Origin of the sequence: Chryseobacterium rhizosphaerae (genome assembly GCF_003385455.1) — a bacterium.
Taxonomy (GTDB): domain Bacteria; phylum Bacteroidota; class Bacteroidia; order Flavobacteriales; family Weeksellaceae; genus Chryseobacterium; species Chryseobacterium rhizosphaerae.
The window spans coordinates 49,873-66,039 of record NZ_QNUF01000024.1 but is presented as its reverse complement, the minus strand read 5'-3'; the positions used below and the strand labels follow the sequence as shown (position 1 = coordinate 66,039).

At 35.5% G+C, this 16,167-nt stretch carries 20 protein-coding genes and 1 tRNA gene; 5 read left to right on the top strand and 16 right to left on the bottom strand.

The genetic code is table 11. From position 1 onward, the window contains the following. Nucleotides 1-1,047: an ACR3 family arsenite efflux transporter gene (arsB, locus tag DRF57_RS17835; RefSeq protein ID WP_115919957.1), complete on the top strand. Its 1,047-nt coding sequence runs from the start codon at nucleotides 1-3 to the stop codon at nucleotides 1,045-1,047. Nucleotides 1,048-1,251: 204 nt separating this feature from the next. On the opposite strand, the gene DRF57_RS17830 is transcribed toward arsB, so the two are convergent. From DRF57_RS17830 to DRF57_RS17815, 5 genes are all read right to left on the bottom strand, one after another. Next, nucleotides 1,252-2,310, bottom strand: coding sequence for a serine hydrolase domain-containing protein (locus DRF57_RS17830; protein WP_115919955.1), 1,059 nt, complete (start codon nucleotides 2,308-2,310; stop codon nucleotides 1,252-1,254). A gap of 139 nt (nucleotides 2,311-2,449) precedes the next feature. Further along, the gene (locus tag DRF57_RS24230) at nucleotides 2,450-2,611 is read right to left on the bottom strand and encodes a helix-turn-helix domain-containing protein (protein ID WP_206607200.1); all 162 of its coding nucleotides are present in this window, start codon (nucleotides 2,609-2,611) and stop codon (nucleotides 2,450-2,452) included. Nucleotides 2,612-2,619: 8 nt separating this feature from the next. After that, nucleotides 2,620-3,609 (bottom strand): AraC family transcriptional regulator, encoded by a 990-nt coding sequence (locus DRF57_RS17825; protein ID WP_206607199.1) that lies wholly within the window; start codon nucleotides 3,607-3,609, stop codon nucleotides 2,620-2,622. A 419-nt stretch (nucleotides 3,610-4,028) separates the two neighbouring features. Continuing rightward, nucleotides 4,029-4,113, bottom strand: a tRNA-Ser gene (locus DRF57_RS17820). A gap of 227 nt (nucleotides 4,114-4,340) precedes the next feature. After that, nucleotides 4,341-4,553, bottom strand: a complete 213-nt coding sequence (locus DRF57_RS17815) for a hypothetical protein (protein WP_047485126.1) — start codon at nucleotides 4,551-4,553, stop codon at nucleotides 4,341-4,343. A gap of 266 nt (nucleotides 4,554-4,819) precedes the next feature. On the opposite strand from DRF57_RS17815, the gene DRF57_RS17810 reads away from it, so the two are divergent. Further along, nucleotides 4,820-5,674 (top strand): pepsin/retropepsin-like aspartic protease family protein, encoded by an 855-nt coding sequence (locus tag DRF57_RS17810; RefSeq protein ID WP_115919953.1) that lies wholly within the window; start codon nucleotides 4,820-4,822, stop codon nucleotides 5,672-5,674. Between the two features lie 111 nt (nucleotides 5,675-5,785). Here the strand turns inward: DRF57_RS17810 and DRF57_RS17805 are convergent, their stop codons facing one another. The 5 genes from DRF57_RS17805 to holA all read right to left on the bottom strand — a co-directional run bounded on the left by DRF57_RS17805 (nucleotide 5,786) and on the right by holA (nucleotide 10,622). After that, complete coding sequence (locus DRF57_RS17805; RefSeq protein ID WP_084085920.1) at nucleotides 5,786-6,076, bottom strand: hypothetical protein; 291 nt, start codon at nucleotides 6,074-6,076, stop codon at nucleotides 5,786-5,788. 276 nt (nucleotides 6,077-6,352) lie between these two features. After that, nucleotides 6,353-6,730: a VOC family protein gene (locus DRF57_RS17800; RefSeq protein ID WP_047485130.1), complete on the bottom strand. Its 378-nt coding sequence runs from the start codon at nucleotides 6,728-6,730 to the stop codon at nucleotides 6,353-6,355. Between the two features lie 721 nt (nucleotides 6,731-7,451). Then, nucleotides 7,452-8,393 carry a thioredoxin-disulfide reductase gene (trxB, locus tag DRF57_RS17790; protein ID WP_047485132.1) on the bottom strand — a complete coding sequence of 314 codons (942 nt, stop codon included), beginning with the start codon at nucleotides 8,391-8,393 and terminating at the stop codon, nucleotides 7,452-7,454. Between the two features lie 236 nt (nucleotides 8,394-8,629). Further along, a complete protein-coding gene (locus tag DRF57_RS17785; protein ID WP_115919949.1) occupies nucleotides 8,630-9,520 on the bottom strand; it encodes an alpha/beta hydrolase family protein in 891 nt (296 codons plus the stop codon). Nucleotides 9,521-9,584: 64 nt separating this feature from the next. Next, nucleotides 9,585-10,622 (bottom strand): DNA polymerase III subunit delta, encoded by a 1,038-nt coding sequence (holA, locus tag DRF57_RS17780; protein WP_047485137.1) that lies wholly within the window; start codon nucleotides 10,620-10,622, stop codon nucleotides 9,585-9,587. Nucleotides 10,623-10,629: 7 nt separating this feature from the next. On the opposite strand from holA, the gene DRF57_RS17775 reads away from it, so the two are divergent. Together DRF57_RS17775 and DRF57_RS17770 are read left to right on the top strand one after the other, a co-directional pair. After that, complete coding sequence (locus DRF57_RS17775) at nucleotides 10,630-11,061, top strand: type I restriction enzyme HsdR N-terminal domain-containing protein (protein WP_115919947.1); 432 nt, start codon at nucleotides 10,630-10,632, stop codon at nucleotides 11,059-11,061. A gap of 159 nt (nucleotides 11,062-11,220) precedes the next feature. Beyond that, nucleotides 11,221-11,832 carry an HAD family hydrolase gene (locus DRF57_RS17770; protein WP_115919945.1) on the top strand — a complete coding sequence of 204 codons (612 nt, stop codon included), beginning with the start codon at nucleotides 11,221-11,223 and terminating at the stop codon, nucleotides 11,830-11,832. A gap of 184 nt (nucleotides 11,833-12,016) precedes the next feature. On the opposite strand, the gene DRF57_RS23535 is transcribed toward DRF57_RS17770, so the two are convergent. Next, nucleotides 12,017-12,205 (bottom strand): hypothetical protein, encoded by a 189-nt coding sequence (locus DRF57_RS23535; protein ID WP_123863345.1) that lies wholly within the window; start codon nucleotides 12,203-12,205, stop codon nucleotides 12,017-12,019. Between the two features lie 17 nt (nucleotides 12,206-12,222). Between DRF57_RS23535 and DRF57_RS17765 the strand changes: the two genes are divergently transcribed. After that, nucleotides 12,223-12,966: a dienelactone hydrolase family protein gene (locus tag DRF57_RS17765; RefSeq protein ID WP_084085923.1), complete on the top strand. Its 744-nt coding sequence runs from the start codon at nucleotides 12,223-12,225 to the stop codon at nucleotides 12,964-12,966. 71 nt (nucleotides 12,967-13,037) lie between these two features. Here DRF57_RS17765 and DRF57_RS17760 read toward each other — a convergent pair whose 3' ends face one another. From DRF57_RS17760 to DRF57_RS24190, 5 genes are all read right to left on the bottom strand, one after another. Then, nucleotides 13,038-13,430 carry a PEGA domain-containing protein gene (locus tag DRF57_RS17760; protein ID WP_084085924.1) on the bottom strand — a complete coding sequence of 131 codons (393 nt, stop codon included), beginning with the start codon at nucleotides 13,428-13,430 and terminating at the stop codon, nucleotides 13,038-13,040. A gap of 160 nt (nucleotides 13,431-13,590) precedes the next feature. Continuing rightward, complete coding sequence (locus tag DRF57_RS17755; RefSeq protein ID WP_047485144.1) at nucleotides 13,591-13,962, bottom strand: cupin domain-containing protein; 372 nt, start codon at nucleotides 13,960-13,962, stop codon at nucleotides 13,591-13,593. After that, entirely contained in the window at nucleotides 13,959-14,486 is a 528-nt protein-coding gene (locus tag DRF57_RS17750; protein WP_115919943.1) for a GNAT family N-acetyltransferase, read from the bottom strand. Before DRF57_RS17750 ends, DRF57_RS17755 begins: the two co-directional genes overlap by 4 nt. Nucleotides 14,487-14,489: 3 nt before the next feature. Beyond that, complete coding sequence (locus DRF57_RS17745) at nucleotides 14,490-15,092, bottom strand: DUF2911 domain-containing protein (protein WP_047485699.1); 603 nt, start codon at nucleotides 15,090-15,092, stop codon at nucleotides 14,490-14,492. Between the two features lie 29 nt (nucleotides 15,093-15,121). Further along, nucleotides 15,122-16,165, bottom strand: coding sequence for a bifunctional transcriptional activator/DNA repair enzyme AdaA (locus DRF57_RS24190; RefSeq protein ID WP_115919941.1), 1,044 nt, complete (start codon nucleotides 16,163-16,165; stop codon nucleotides 15,122-15,124). Between the last annotated feature and the right edge of the window lie 2 nt (nucleotides 16,166-16,167).

The following is a 16,167-nucleotide window of genomic DNA, read 5'->3' as shown; positions in this document are numbered from 1 at the left end:
ATGCCATCTAAATTAAAATTTCTTGACCGATATCTCACCTTATGGATTTTTCTGGCAATGGTCCTTGGTATTTCATTAGGTAATTTCTTTCCTTCTTCTGCGGTATGGATTAATAGCTATAGCAGCGGTACAACCAATATACCGCTTGCTGCCGGGCTGATCCTGATGATGTATCCACCTTTAGCCAAGGTACGTTACGAACACGTTGGAAAGGTGTTTCGCAATATCAGGGTTCTGGGCACTTCACTGGTTCTGAACTGGATTATAGGACCCGTCTTAATGTTCATATTAGCGCTTTTATTTCTTAATGGCTATCCGGAGTATATGACAGGACTAATTCTGATAGGTCTTGCGCGATGTATTGCTATGGTCGTCGTATGGAATGAACTCGCAGATGGCAACAGAGAATATGCTGCAGGTTTAATTGCTTTGAATAGCATCTTCCAGGTTTTGCTTTATAGTCTGTATGCCTATGTATTTATTACGGTATTACCTCCTTTCTTTGGGGTGACCGGACTTTCAGTGGACATTTCTATTGGTGAGATTGCAAAAAGCGTCGCTATTTATCTTGGTATTCCTTTCCTTGCCGGTATAGTAAGCAGGTACGGATTGATCGCCATACAGGGTGAAAGCTGGTATCAGGATCGTTTTATTCCTTTAATTTCCCCTATTACTTTGATAGCCCTGTTGTTTACCATTGTGGTGATGTTTAGTCTCAAAGGAGAAATGATCCTGCAATTACCAATGGACGTATTCCGTATTGCAATCCCTCTGGTTATCTATTTTACACTGATGTTTATCGTAAGTTTTTTTGCCGGCAAGACTGTGGGTGCCGATTACTCACAAAGCACCGCCATCGCTTTTACAGCTGCAGGGAATAATTTTGAACTGGCAATTGCTGTGGCAATAGGTGTATTCGGTATTAATAGCGGGCAAGCCTTTGTCGGGGTAATCGGACCGTTGGTTGAAGTTCCTGCGCTGATTGCTCTGGTCAACCTTGCTTTCTGGTTCAGAAAGAAATACTTTACAAAAGAATTGACTGTTTAAAAAATCAATACCTCAAAACTCCAGGCCATGTTTCTTACATGTTTTTTTTTATGAAGTATTTACTTTATCATCTGGTGTTGTTTGATTGTTCATTATTACAATATTTGATTGTTGTTTAAGATGTTATGACAAGAAAAATGATCTCAAAAAATATTTTTTCACTCCTCCTATCATTTGGTTAAACTCTTGTTATCTGTACTTTATTTATTTCAGGACGGTATCATAAATTTTATTCAACAGGTCTTGTCTCATTTTTGAATTTCTCTGATCAAGCAATATGATAATCCCCCATTTCTTATTCCTGTTGTAGCATATGATGGAAGACTGTCCCATAGAATCTCCTGATTTCATATATATTGTATTTTTCTCATCGGTCACAATATTGAGACCTAATCCCATTTCTTTTTTTTCATCCTTATACACTATTTTCTCCGTAATAATGGCAGCTTTCCCAACTGTTGTGTCTTTATTTAAAACAGCTTTTAAAAAGGTAACCATATCAGTAGCATTAGATTTTACCAATCCGGCAGGTGCTGTAATATTCCATTTGAAGAATTCCTGAATACCCCCATCAGGATTGTGAGCCGTTGTTCTGTTTTTTACATTAAAATCCTTAGTTAACGTATTCCTCATATGCAAAGGCTTTATCATTCCGGCTCTTATAATGTCATCATAACTCTTACCATAGACCTTCTCCAATATTTGCCCTAATAAAGTGTATCCAATCGTAGAATAACGATATTTACCGTAATCTTTTAGTTCACTGCAATTATTAATTATAGCAGCTAATGTTTGTGCAGTCACGCTATTTACAGGTTGCTGCGGATCCTGTTCAATTAATTTTGCAAAATCTATATCAGGTAAACCTGATTGATGTGATGCCAGATCAGAAATTCTAATTTTATTTTTAAGATTTTCCTGAAGGATATATTCTTTGGGAAGGAAACCATCTATATAATCATCTAATTTTATTTTATGATCCATAACTGCCTGAGCAACTAAATTTGACGTTAAAATTTTAGTGATAGATGCAATTTCAAATATGGAATTCTCATTAATTTTCATCGGGCTTTCTGCATTCAAATTACCGTATGATGTATAAGATTCTTTATTATTATTGATAAAACCAACACTGATCCCTACCTCAGGATTTTTTTTATAATTATCATGTATGATGGAATCAATTTTTTGGGAAATGTCCTGTCCAAAAGAAAAGCTACTGATGAATAATAGGGCCGCTAAAAGTTTTGATGAAGTTTTCATTGTATCGTTATTTTATATTAAAAAATTATTTCAATACAAAGATGTGGGAGAAATCAAAATTAGGCGACCGAGTAAAAGTATTCGATCACATTTGTGTAGAAAAATAAGTACGAATCTTTACAAAAAAGAGTACGAATAATTACAAAATACTGACTTGCAGATTTTTACGATAATAAGTTGGAGTAGTACCCGTATGTTTTTTAAAGGCAGTATTAAAAGAAGATTTTGAATTAAAACCCACTTCATACAGGATTTCAAGAATAGTTACCTTCGTTTTTGTAGTATCTTTTAAAATATCCATAGCATTCTCTATACGATACGATACGTATTTACAAAATCATAAAAATGTTGCCCTAATTGATGGTTAATTAGTACGGATAATTCCCGGGTAGGAATTTCAATATCTTTAGAAATATCCTGAATCGTCAGCGAAGGATTAAGAAAGGGTTTTTCCTCGATCATATATTTCTTTAATTTTATAATCTCTGAGCTTAACGTCTCTTCGTTTTCAGTTGGTGACTCATTCTTTTTTTCTTCTGAAATAATATCAGAAACAAGTTTTAATTTCGAATCAACATTTCTAAATAAACCGGGATTGTTCAATGCTTTAAATAAATACCAGCAAACGATAAACAATACCAGTACCATAATACCAATTTTTATCCATTCAGAAATATAGGGATAGTCGGAAAATTTAAAAATATTTTTTAAAAAGACAAACAAATATAGAAAAGTCAGTACGCTTGTAAACTGAAACAACCAATTATACGAATTGATGCTGGCACCTGCATAATTTTCAAGATATAGTTTTTTTGTTTTTCTTAATATCCTAAAAACAGCAATAAGATAGACAACAATCTGAAGGTGAAAAAGAATATGGGTAAACTGCAGCTCTATCATATGCTGACGATTCACAAGAAAATCAATTTTAGAAGCACTATCAACCGCATAAAACCGAGGCAGTAAAACTAAATTGACAATTAAATAGGGAAGCACATGTAGTATATACTTGAATGTAAGCTTAAAATCGGAATAACAGACAGATAATACATACAGATAAAAAACAGGAATTTGTAAGAAAGCAAATGTATTTCTTAGCATTCCCAGGTTGGAAGGACTATCAACGGTTAGATTAAACAAAGGTTCACAACTATCTATTGCAGTGATGAGAAGAAAAGCAGCAAACAGAACATTGCTTATTTTATATTTTGTTTTAACGGTGAGCAAAAAGAATACAAGAAATAATGAAATAAACAAAGAGATTACAGTCACAACAATTAACAAGTCAATCTTACCCATTCTTTATTCTTTTGGTTTTCAGTTTTTTTAGTTTTTTAGCGATTGAAACAGTGTTTTGAGATTCAAACTGTCCCCTGCAAATATAAAAATTAGATTGGATTTGCCTCTGTTTTTCTTATGGAAAAGCTAAAACCTTATATTATTGTCTTAAAAATGGGCTCCAGGGTCTATAATGTTGATATTTTCAAGAAGCCTATCCATTTCCGTTCTCTACAATAAACAGAATATATGTGATCGCTGCATCGAAAACAGGTCTCCATACAATACGGATGAAGCTACCGGATTAATTTCTTTGGTAATGACTTTAGCATAAAGCGTAGTATTTTATACAAGTACTCTGCTTTCAAGCCTGATCCCAACTGATCATGAAGTGCTTAAAATAAAAAAGGGTTAAATCAATAGATTTAACCCTTTTTCTGCGGAGAGAGAGGGATTCGAACCCCCGGACCTGTTACAGTCAATAGTTTTCAAGACTATCGCAATCGACCACTCTGCCATCTCTCCTTAAACCCCGGCTATACCGTTGTTTTCAGTGGTGCAAATATAGAACGATTTTTAATTTCTGCAAAACTTTTACTGCACAAATTATAGCAAAAATGAATAAGAAGCTTAAAATCAGGTGAATTATTTTCACTCCCTGTATCTATAAATTCCCGTTCCTTACATTCTACCACTAAAAACATAGCCTTTAAAACGATTTTCAGACCTTATTTTGTATAGAGTGCCCCACCCTATTCACGGTCTACGATGGCGATGAAACTATTCTTGATAAAATCCGACGGATATACAAACTGATCTCCATCTTCCCCCTTTACGACAATTGCTGCCTGTTCATCATTTAGGCATTTATCCAGCTGGGCTTTCATTTCATTAAGTCTTCCTTCGGCAATCTTAATAATATACGTCCCTGTGACGTGGGTAATTTTTATAATCTTTTTGTCCATAGTTATATTTTAAAGTTTGAAAGCCAAATCTAGGTATTTTACTTTACGTAGGAAGTATTTTTACTCTTTATCATCATTATTTTGGCAGGTGGATAAAAACAGGAAGTCAGCAGTCTGATTACCGCTCCCGAGTCCTTGAAAATTCAGTACACAGAACTAAAAATGTACTTATGGGTTTATTATAGCTTTGCTGGAAGAATATATTATATTTGCAGAATTCATATATTTATGAAATCAGAACTAAAAAACAATAACCCTATTTTCAGATGTTTAATCAATCATTTATTAAAAAATCGGTTCTTACCGCATCCGTATTTCTATACTCATCTGTTATCTTAGCACAAAAAACGCCTCTCAACATATTACCTTCCGGACATCTTCTTGTACAGGCTGAAGTGGAAGGTAAGAAAGGAAATTTCATTTTTGATACCGGAGGAGGAATTAATCTGTTTTTGGGAAACTTTTCCAAAAACTTAGCCCCAAAAGAGTCTTATAATTTCTTAACAGCTTTTCGCGCTACGGGTGAAAAAATGACAGTCCCACTATTCAAATCAAAAGAGGTTATTGTTAACGGTAAAAAATTTAAAGATACCTGGTATGCCACTCATGACATGGAAATAAAGGGAATTGACGGTTTACTTTCTCTGCCCATGTTTTATGATACGGAATTCATTATAGATTTTACAAACAAAGAGCTTATATTCCCGAAGGAAAAATTAAGCGGTAATAAAGTATTGGATATCCAGCTTTCTACCAATGCTGATCAGTCACTGGACATTAGCACCTATGTACTTTTGAACAATACATATCGGATCAATGTTCTTTTAGACTCCGGAGCCGGTAATGATTCATTTTGGCTGAGCGATCGTTTGATGGGGACTTTAGGCATAAAAAAAGAAAGTCTGCAGCTAATTGAAAAGAAGAGCGAATTTGATCCTGCAATCATCAATAAGTTTTACAAAGGAAGTGTAGATGCTGTTTCCAATTCATTTGTAAAGGTGGATAAGCCTAATGTGCTTTTTGTGGAAGGATTGATTTACGAAGGTAAAACAAGTATCAACTGGCTGGGCAAAAAGCTGGGTTTTAATCTTAAAGAAAAGAAGATCTATATTTTAGACTAATTACTTTTCGCATATAAATAAGCGAAAACGGCTTCTTTGAGAAGCCGTTTTTTTATGTTGCAGAAGATCAATCAGACTTTATACTTTCACATCAATATTATTGATCCAAACCTAAGGCTGGAATACAATTACAACTCTATATACTTTCCCGGATTGTTTTACATGAAGAACTTTGTCCCGGATGGGCGTAAAAATCTGAAATGGTTTTGCCGTTTCATCATAAACCATCTCTCCGCTTTCTAATCGGATATGGGATTGGTAAAGAGAGATTACATTATTGAAGTGCGGAAAACATTTAAACTCATTACTGATATTGTCCATTTTAATATCCAGATAATAATAATCAACATATTTTCTGACAATAGAACTTGTTGGTCTGAATGTTTTAAAGATTTCCTGCATTATCTTTCTACAACGATTTTTTTCGTGAAATTTCACCTAACAACCCAATATACGTAATGGCTTTCTATTCAACAAACCTATTTAGAATATAAAAATAAAAGAAGCTGTATCAGATCAGGTAAAACCACCCCGTCAAAAATTCCTAGAATTTTCGCCACCCCTCCAGAGGAGGGGAATCATCACCCTTTTAATATGTAATTTGCCAATAAAACAGCATCAATCTCAAAATCCTAATCAATCAAACGGGATTCCTACGGAATGATAAATCAGAAAAGGCTACTCCCCTGCCGGTTCGAACAATTCAATTTTATTTCCTTCAGGATCCAGGATGTGTACAAATTTTCCATATTCATAGGTGGCCACCTCATCCAGAACAGTTACCCCTTCTTTTTTCAGCTCTTCTACCAATGCTTCAATATTTTCCACATGATAATTGATCATAAATTCTTTTGTTGAAGGCTCAAAATATTGGGTAGACTCTTTAAAAGGGCTCCATAGCGTATACCCTTTTTTATCCGAATCCACTTCTTTCCAGTCGAATTTGGTTCCGTAAGGGCTCGTTTCCAATCCCAGATGGGTCTTATACCATTCGTTTACTTGTTCCGGTTCTTTACATTTAAAGAAGATTCCTCCGATGGCTGTTACTCTTTTCATTTTTATTCGTTTTGTTAAGTACTATTCAATAGAATGCAAACTCAGGTCGTTTTGCAATTTCACAAATATATCAATGTTTTTATTACCTATTTCATTATTCAATTGATTTTTTGATATTAATTACAAAGTGATTATTAGGATGCATAAAGGCGCAAAGATTGTATCTCAGCTACAATTGATAATGCTATATCCTTACGTAAATCTCTGATTTTCCTGCGTCTTAAATCGTACATAAAAATTAAAAACTTTGCACCTTTGCGATATTCCAACAAACAATATAAACACTGTATTATTTTACACTTTCTATATTGAAAAAATCCATATATAAACAAAAAAGCGCACCTGATGGTACGCTTTGTATTTTATAAACTAAATAACATAAACGATCACTTGCTGAAAATCTCTGATTTTCTTGCGCCTTAAATCGTACATAAAAAGTAAAAACCTTGCGCCTTTGCGATATTCCAACAAACAATATAAACATTGTATTATTTTACACTTTCTACATTGAAAAATCCATATATAAACAATCACTTGCTGAAAATCTCTGATTTTATTGCGCCTTAAATCGTACATAAAAATTAAAAACCTTGCGCCTTTGCGATATTCCAACAAACAATATAAACACTGTATTATTTTACACTTTCTATATTGAAAAATCCATATATAAATAAAAAAGCGCACCTGACGGTACGCTTTGTATTTTATAAACTGAATACTATTAATGTAACTCAGCTAGATATTTCTCTGCATCCATTGCAGACATACATCCACTTCCTGCAGCGGTAATAGCCTGTCTGTAGATATGGTCCTGAACATCTCCTGCAGCAAATACTCCTGGAAGATTCGTTCTTGAAGAACCTTTTTCAGTAACAATATATCCGTTTTCATCAAGATCTATCTGGCCTACAAAGATATCTGTATTCGGTTTGTGACCAATCGCGATGAAGATTCCTTCAACCTCAACTTTAGAAGTTTCCTGAGTCTGGTTATTAATGATTACAGCTCTTTCTACCAAACTGTTTTCTCCTTCAATCCCGATTAACTCATGGTGGAACTTCACTTCGATATTCGGAGTGTTCTCTACTCTGTGAACCATCGCTTTTGAAGCTCTGAAAACATCTTTTCTCACCAATAAAGTTACCTTTTTACATAATTTGGCAAGGTAAGTCGCTTCTTCAGCTGCTGTATCTCCTGCTCCTACTACTACAACGTCTTTTCCTCTGTAGAAGAATCCGTCACATGTGGCACAAGCGGAAACTCCACCTCCTGCATATTTTTTCTCGTCATCAAGACCTAAATATTTTGCGGTAGCTCCTGTAGAGATGATTACTGTTTTGGCAAGAATTTCTTTGTTTCCTGCATATAATTTGTGAACACCGCCTACTTCCTTAGAAAACTCGGCCTTAGTGATCATTTCATAATGAACTTTGGTATCAAATCTTTCTGCCTGTTTTTGCAGATCCATCATCATTTCAGGACCTGTAATCCCGGCTGGATACCCTGGAAAGTTATCAACTTCTGTAGTGGTTGTTAATTGTCCGCCCGGCTCCAAACCTGTATACAATTCAGGTTTCAAGTCTGCTCTTGCTGCATATATAGCAGCGGTGAAGCCAGAAGGCCCAGATCCAACGATCACACAATCTAAAATGTTTTGCTCCATAATTTACTTGTTCGAAAAGATTTAATTAAATTAAGACTGCTAATTTCGGAATTTTTATGGTCTTTTTAAAGTTATTTTAATGATACTTGTCAATAACAGATATATCGACTGTCAATTGATAGTTGATAGTTGATAGTTGATAGTGCAAAATTAAAATACAGAATGTCCGGTACCTATTTTTATTGAAAAATATCATTTGGATTCCATTCTCTATTTTTCAACTTTCTATTTCCAACTCACGGCATCATCCATCTCACCAGCTCTCCACGTTCCACAAGATTCCAGGAATGAGGATGTTTTTTTCCGTTAGCTCTTATTCCTCGGTTTTTGGTTTCTATATATTCTGACTTTTCACTTCCCAGATTGAGTAAAGACTCATTAGCTTTTTTCAGGGCAAAAGCATTAAGGTTTTCCCATTTTCTGCCTTTGTTTTGCTGTTGCCATTCCAGGTCCGGTTCACAGTAGAACCTTGTTTTAATCCCTTTTACATATTGAATATTTTCAATTGAAGGAGAGGACATCAGATAAGGTGAAGCTATTTTATATTTTTCCTGATTTTCAGATGGTTTACCCAGTTCTTTTTCAAAAAGTGCCATCAGAAATTTCCCTTCTTCTACTGCATCAGCATCTATATTAGCTGAAACATCCTTTTGGGCATTATCATACAGCTTTTCCAGATCAATAGGAGAATCTATTAAGAACATGCCTTTGGGCTGAACAGAATTATTACTTTTTATTAAATAACTGGAGAGTAAAAATGCGACATTCCCCCCACTGGAAAAGCCCCCGATAAAAACATTATTCTTATCAACGTCATGTTGATCCAATATAGAAAGTAAAGTTTTTGAGTATTCTTCCTTTTCGGCGTCCGTTAAAAAGAGTCTTTGATTATAGTCTAAAAGTAATGTTGTAATTCCTTCTTGTTCTATATTTTTCAGGAAGCCTGCTTCAGTCTTTGTATGCTCAATATCACAGGGAAAACAAGGAAATAAAACCAGAACAGCTTTTTGATTGTCTGATTTTTTTAATTCATAGTGGTCTCCCTTTACGAGTTGGCTTTCAGCCTTCTTTGCTGCACAGCTCAGGAAAAATACAGGTAATAGAGCCAAAAAAATAAATTTCCTCATCGATTCATACATTTTAAAATCAAAAAATACCCTGTAGCATCCCAATATCCCTACTTCTTAAAACTTAGACTTTCATCTTAATTTTATCTACATTAATGATCTTATACACCAGTTCCTTAATGAGTTCTGCTTCTCCCATATTCACGGCACCAAGACCTTTTCCTTTCATATCAAACTCTCGTAAAATAGAGATTACTCTTGTGGCATGTTTTAAAGGATATAACCTGGCACTCTCCGCATAATCTTTAACAAAATACGGGTTTACCCCCATTTGTGAAGCAATAGTTTGCGGAGGCTGTCCAGCCATGGTCTGATAGATAATAACGTTAGAAAAATAATTATAAAGGCTTGCAAGCAGCATTACGAAAGGGTTATTCTTGGGATTCTTCCCCATAAAATGGGCAATTTTAAAGGCTGCATTGGCATTTTTTGTTCCTAACGCCTTCTGAAGTTCAAAAACATTGTATTCTTTACTGATTCCAATATGATTTTCAACAATTGTCCCGTCCAGTACTTCCCCTTCTTTAAGGATGATCTTTAATTTATTCAGCTCGTTGGCAATTCTCGAAAGATCATTTCCCAGATATTCAGCCAGAAGATGCGAGATATTGGGAGCTGTTTTTATTTTAAGTTTTGTACACTCATCTGCAATCCATTTCGGAAGATTATTTTCCTTTACCGATTCACTGAGGAAAAGAGCATTGGCTTTATCTAAAGCTTTAGCCGCTTTTTTCCGGCTGTCCAGTTTCTTATGTTTATGAGCGAAAACCAATACGGTAGAAGGTATCGGATTTTCAACATATGATTCCAGAATTCTGTTTTCATCTTCATTTAATTTCAGATCCTGAGCTTCTTTAACGATGATCACCTGTTTATCTCCCATCATCGGAAACTGCCTAGCCAAGGAAAGAACCTCCTGGTAAGAAGTATCTTTTCCATAAGTAACCGTTTGGTTGAAAGCTTTTTCATCTTCCTCCAAAAAGTTGTGCTCAAGGGCTTTTACAGCAACATCAATAAAGTAGGCTTCTTCTCCGTGGAAAAAATAAATAGGTAAAACTTCTTTATTTTTAATATTTTTGAGGATTAAATCTAATTCTTTCATCTTATTAATGGAACTTCCAAAACTGAATTTTCAGGAAACTTTTGATTTTAAATTCAAGAAAGACAAAGATAAGTTTTTTATTTATGATTTGATTCGTAAAACTTATCTTCTCCTTACTCCTGAAGAATGGGTAAGACAGCACTGGGTACATTATTATCTCACCGTAAAAGCCTATTCTGCATCGGCCCTTATTACAGAAAAAAAGATCGTTTTAAATGGCCTGACGAAGAGAATTGACCTTCTTATTACAGAAAAAACGGAACCTGTTATCTTAATAGAATGTAAGGCTCCTCATATCAAACTGACGGAAAAAACATTTGAGCAAACTGCCCGGTACAATTCCGTTATTGGAGCCAAAGAAATTATCCTGACCAATGGACTTCAGCATATCAATGCCTATTATGAAGACGGGCAGTATAGGTTTTATAAACCGGAATAGACAAAAGCTAAGATTGATACCAATAATGAATAAAAAACAATAATACCACTCCCATCTCACGAATATTACAGCTGCAGTCATGAGAGTCTCCTCTTTCTGGAGGGATGGCAAAAATCCAAAGAATTTTTGACGGGGTGGTTCACAACACTATTAATTCATATGAAAATAAAAAACATCATATTCGATTTCGGAGGCGTACTGATGGATTGGAATCCCAGGTATTTCTTCAAAGACTATTTCAAAGACGATGAAAAAATGGAATATTTCCTTGAAAACATCGCTCAGGACGAGTGGAATATCGAACAGGACCGCGGAAGAAGTCTTTCTGAAGGAACAGATATCCAGGTAAAGAAATTTCCGGAATGGGAAAAAGAAATCAGAGCATTTTATGATAACTGGACAGTCATGCTGAAGAGTGATATCCCTCAGAACGTAGAAATACTGAGAAAGCTCAAGAATACGGACTATCAGCTTTTCGGACTGACCAACTGGTCTGAAGAAACTTTTCCTTACGCATTGGAAAACTATGATTTCTTTCAAATTTTTGAGGGAAAAATTGTGGTTTCCGGAACGGAAAAACTGATTAAACCAGATCCTAAAATATGGCATGTTTTATTGGAAAGGTATAACATTCATGCAGAAGAATCGGTTTTCATTGATGATAATTCTAAGAACATCGAAATGGCAAAAACCTTAGGTTTTATGACCATTCATGTAACTCCGGAAACCAATCTGGAACTGGAACTTGCAGGTTTAGGAGTTAAAATATAAGGTATTTCAGCATAAAATATAAATCTCCTCAATTAAGTTATTTTAAGTAATTTAGTTGAGGATTTTTTATTGATATGAAAATATTTTATCTTTTACTGATCTTCACAGGCTCTTTTTTTTCAGGCGTAGAACATTGAGGATAAAAAAGATACCTCTGAGACGAAGATAAAGACAGCATTTTATTTTATCTCGATAAATGCCCGAATGAAGAAGGTACTGTAGAAAATAATGGATGCATATGGCTGGATACAGACCAGAATGGAATCCCTGATAAAGATGACGCATGTCCTAATGCTCCCGGAATTCCCAATTGGAATGGCTGCCCAACATGGAAATAAACATAAAGAAATAAAATCCAGAATATATTGGTCAATAACAAAATAAAAAAATATGATACGTTCAATCTTATTAACCACATTGATTATGGCTTCAGGAACACTTTTCAGTCAAAAACTTAAAACCGTTTCCTATCAGGACGGTTCCCAAAAACTGAATGGTTTAATCACTTCCAATGCAGGAAAAAAACTTCCCGGAGTTTTAATTCTTCCGGCCTGGAAAGGTATTGATGAAGAAGCTAAAACAGCAGCTTTAGAACTTGAGAAACAGGGATACATTGCTTTCATCGCCGATATTTATGGTGAAGGAAAGATTCCTGCTGACAACGACGCTGCTGCTAAAAGCTCAGGATATTACAAACAGAACTATAAGGAATATCAAAAACGAATTGAATTGGCCCTGGATCAGTTGAAGAAAAACGGAGCTATTTCCGACAAGACAGCGGTGATTGGCTATTGTTTTGGAGGAACAGGAGCTTTAGAAGCGGCCAGAGGTAATTTACCTGTTGCAGGAGCTGTTTCTATTCATGGAAGTTTGGGAAGAGATCAGACCAGAAAAAATGAAAAGCTAACAGCTAAAATTCTGGTAGAAAATCCGGCAGATGATAGAAGTGTAACACCCGATGATTATAATAACCTGATCAAAGAAATGAACGAAGGAAATGCCGATTGGCAGATCATCACTTATGCCCATTCAAAACATACTTTTACAGATCCTAAATCCCCGGATTACAATGAAGTGATGGCCAAAAGAGCCTGGAATCACACACTGATGTTTCTGAAAGAGATTCTGAAATAAACCCTAAGCTGGAGATTCTATAAGATCAATATAAAAGGCAAATTCGCAAGCGAATTTGCCTTTTTGGTATTTTATTTTAACTCAGTGGATTGAGCTTCCAGCTCAACGTCATATTTTTTAGGAGAATATTTGGTCAAAGAACCTGTTGCTGCATCGATTCCAACCCCTATAGCCCCTCCAAAAAGGATATTCAGCAAAGTGACAGGGTTAAAAGTTTTCGTTAGTTTTACCTCCTTAGTATTAAAACCTTCTTTTTCAAATGTTACGGTCTGCTTACTCAATGCTCTTGAGATTTCAGCAGTACACGGAGTAATACATTTTTCTACACCTTTATGGAATACTTTAGCTCCTTCAGGACTGGAATTGAAAGTAATTTTATCTTTAGTACCGGTAAACATACTTGCACATGAAGTGGTAGAAAGGGCAATACCCATTAATAATACAATTGATAAATTGTTTTTCATATATTTTAAATAGTTATTATTTTTTTAAGTCCGCGAACTTACAAAATAATTGGAAATAACAAGCATGAATATTGTGAAAAATCCAGTATTAATAGGCATTTAAATAAACAAAGCAATCTCAAAATTGAGATTGCTTTGTTTATTTAAAGTATATACTATTCTAATCTACTCCTTCCACTTCCCTATTGACCAGTTCCATAGAAAATGCAGGAAGGCAAATAGCCAGATATTCACAAGGTTCTGAAAAGGGATTGCTGTAGCGTATTCTTGCTCCTTTTTCGATAAGAATGCTTTGCCCTTTTTCCAGTTCTACAATTTCACCATCAATTTCAAATTGTTTCTTTCCTGAAATAATATAGGTAAATTCATCAAACTCCGGAGTCTGATGAGGCTCACTCCAATCCGGAGGTGCCACCATATGAGCAATGGAAACATTAGAATTTCCAGTTGAGTTTCCCCAGTGCTCTTCAATCAGCTTTCCATCCGTAGTAGGAACTATAAATGGCGATTGCTGGATTTTATATTTTTTCATGCCCAATCTTCTTTTTTGATTTCGTATACAAAGTTGGTTCTTGTAGGCTCAGCATAATAGGCAACTTCCTCTTCTGCTATTTTATTACCACCAAGTTTTTCTAATGCCTTTTGTGAACGGAAATTTTCTTTTCCAATATGGAAATGAACTTTATCTACATATTGGAAAATATAATCCAGCATCAGTTTTTTAACCTGCGGATTGATTCCTTTTCCCCAAGATTTTGTTCCATAGAAAGTATATCCTACAAAAATATGACTGTCATTTTCATCAAAGTTGTAGTAGCGGCTGCTTCCCAACACATCTCCGGTAGCTTTTTCAATGATTTTAAAAGCACCCTTACTTTCCATAGCCCCAAGAAAAAAGCTTTCAAAAACTTCTCTTCGGTACCGGTCTTTGTTGGGGTGCTGCTCCCAAACTTTAGGATCGGAAGCTACTTCATATAAAGATTCAAAATCCCCTTGCTGTAAGGGGATTAATTGAAGTTCTTCATTCTCTAAAACAGGCTGAACAGAAAAATTCATAGCTTAGCTTTTTTTAGTAGAGTCTGATTCTATTTTCTTGATTTCCTTCAGTTTATCAGAAATCTTAATCACGGTATCCAGCTTAGATGGCTTCAATGGAACTTCTGCCTGAGCCATATCCCATTTGATCACCAAATTTCCTGAGTTTTCATCTGTAGGATTCAGGGTAATTTCAAACCACTCCTGTTTATCTGCTAATTTATTCACAGGTACGGTAACATCTACTACATCCTGTTTAGGATCGTAAGTATAGGCGCCCCACTGTTGGAAATCCTTATTTAAGATTACTTTCCACTCTTTTTCTGTAGGAACGATGAACAATCCGTAAGTTCCTGCCGGAACTGTTTTTCCACCAAAATTAACGGCCTGTCCGAATGTAATTTTTGTAGACGAGTTAGCTCCTGCTCTCCAAACCTGACCGTAAGGAACCAATTCTCCGAAGATCTTACGTCCTTTCACTCCTGGTCTTCCGTAGTCGATAGAGATCTTAGACATTGAAAACTGCTGTTCTACCTTCTGACGCGGACTTGCTGCCGGTACGGAATAATCCTGTGCAAAACTGAATGCTGAAACAGAGATGCAAAGTGCAACTAATAACTTTTTCACGTGTAAATTTTTGCTTAAAATTACAAAAATCAAAACAAAATAGCTTTCTCTAATTCCAATAATTTTTGTTTTCTCCAGATTCCGCCACCATAGCCCGTTAATTGACCATTGCTTCCAATTACACGGTGACAGGGTATGATAATGGATATTTTATTAAAACCATTGGCATTGGCTACAGCCCTCACAGACTTAGGATTTCCCAAAATATCGGCCTGGTCCTGATAACTCCTTGTCGTTCCATAAGGAATGGCCTGAAGGATATCCCATACCTGCTTCTGAAAAGACGTCCCGACCGGAGAAAGAGGAACTGTAAATGTGGTTCTTCTTCCTTCAAAATATTCCGAAAGTTCTTTTTCCAGGGTGATAAAATGAGGATTTTCTCCCTGTACAATATTGGCATTAAGATCTTTGGAAATACTTTTCAGCTCTGTGGGAAGTGCTTTTCTATCAGAAAACTCCAGGAGGCAGATTCCATTCTCATCAGCACAGGCGATCATAGTTCCCAGCATTGTTTCAATTCTTTTAAGATCAATAATCTTTTCTATTCTGTTATTTTTAGGAGATACTCCGAAAATATTTTTAAAGCTTTCATTGAAACCGCTAAGACTCTCATACCCTGTTTCAAACGCCACTTCTGTAACTGATTCCCCCTGTTGAAGTTTTTTAAATGCGGTATTCAGCTTGGACATTCTTTGAAAGGTGTGAAAAGTAATTCCATGGTGTTTCAAAAACCACCGGCGAACTGTTGCAGGCTCCAGCCCTCTTTTTACCAGATCATAATCCTTAAGTTTCAACGAGGGATCTTCAGCAATTTCCTGTAATAGTTTTTTTATATGCTCAGGGGTTACATCAGGATTTTCCAGTGGTTTACATACTTTACACGGACGGTATCCCTTTAATATAGGGTCTTTTGTATTGGAAAAAAACTCTACATTTTCAAATTTGGGTTTACGTGCCGTACAGGTCGGTCGACAGAAAATTCCAGTGGTCTTTACCGCCATCCAGAAGATTCCTTCAAATGAAGAGTCTTTATTAAAAGAAGCTTCATACATTATTTGGTCACTTATTTCCATGA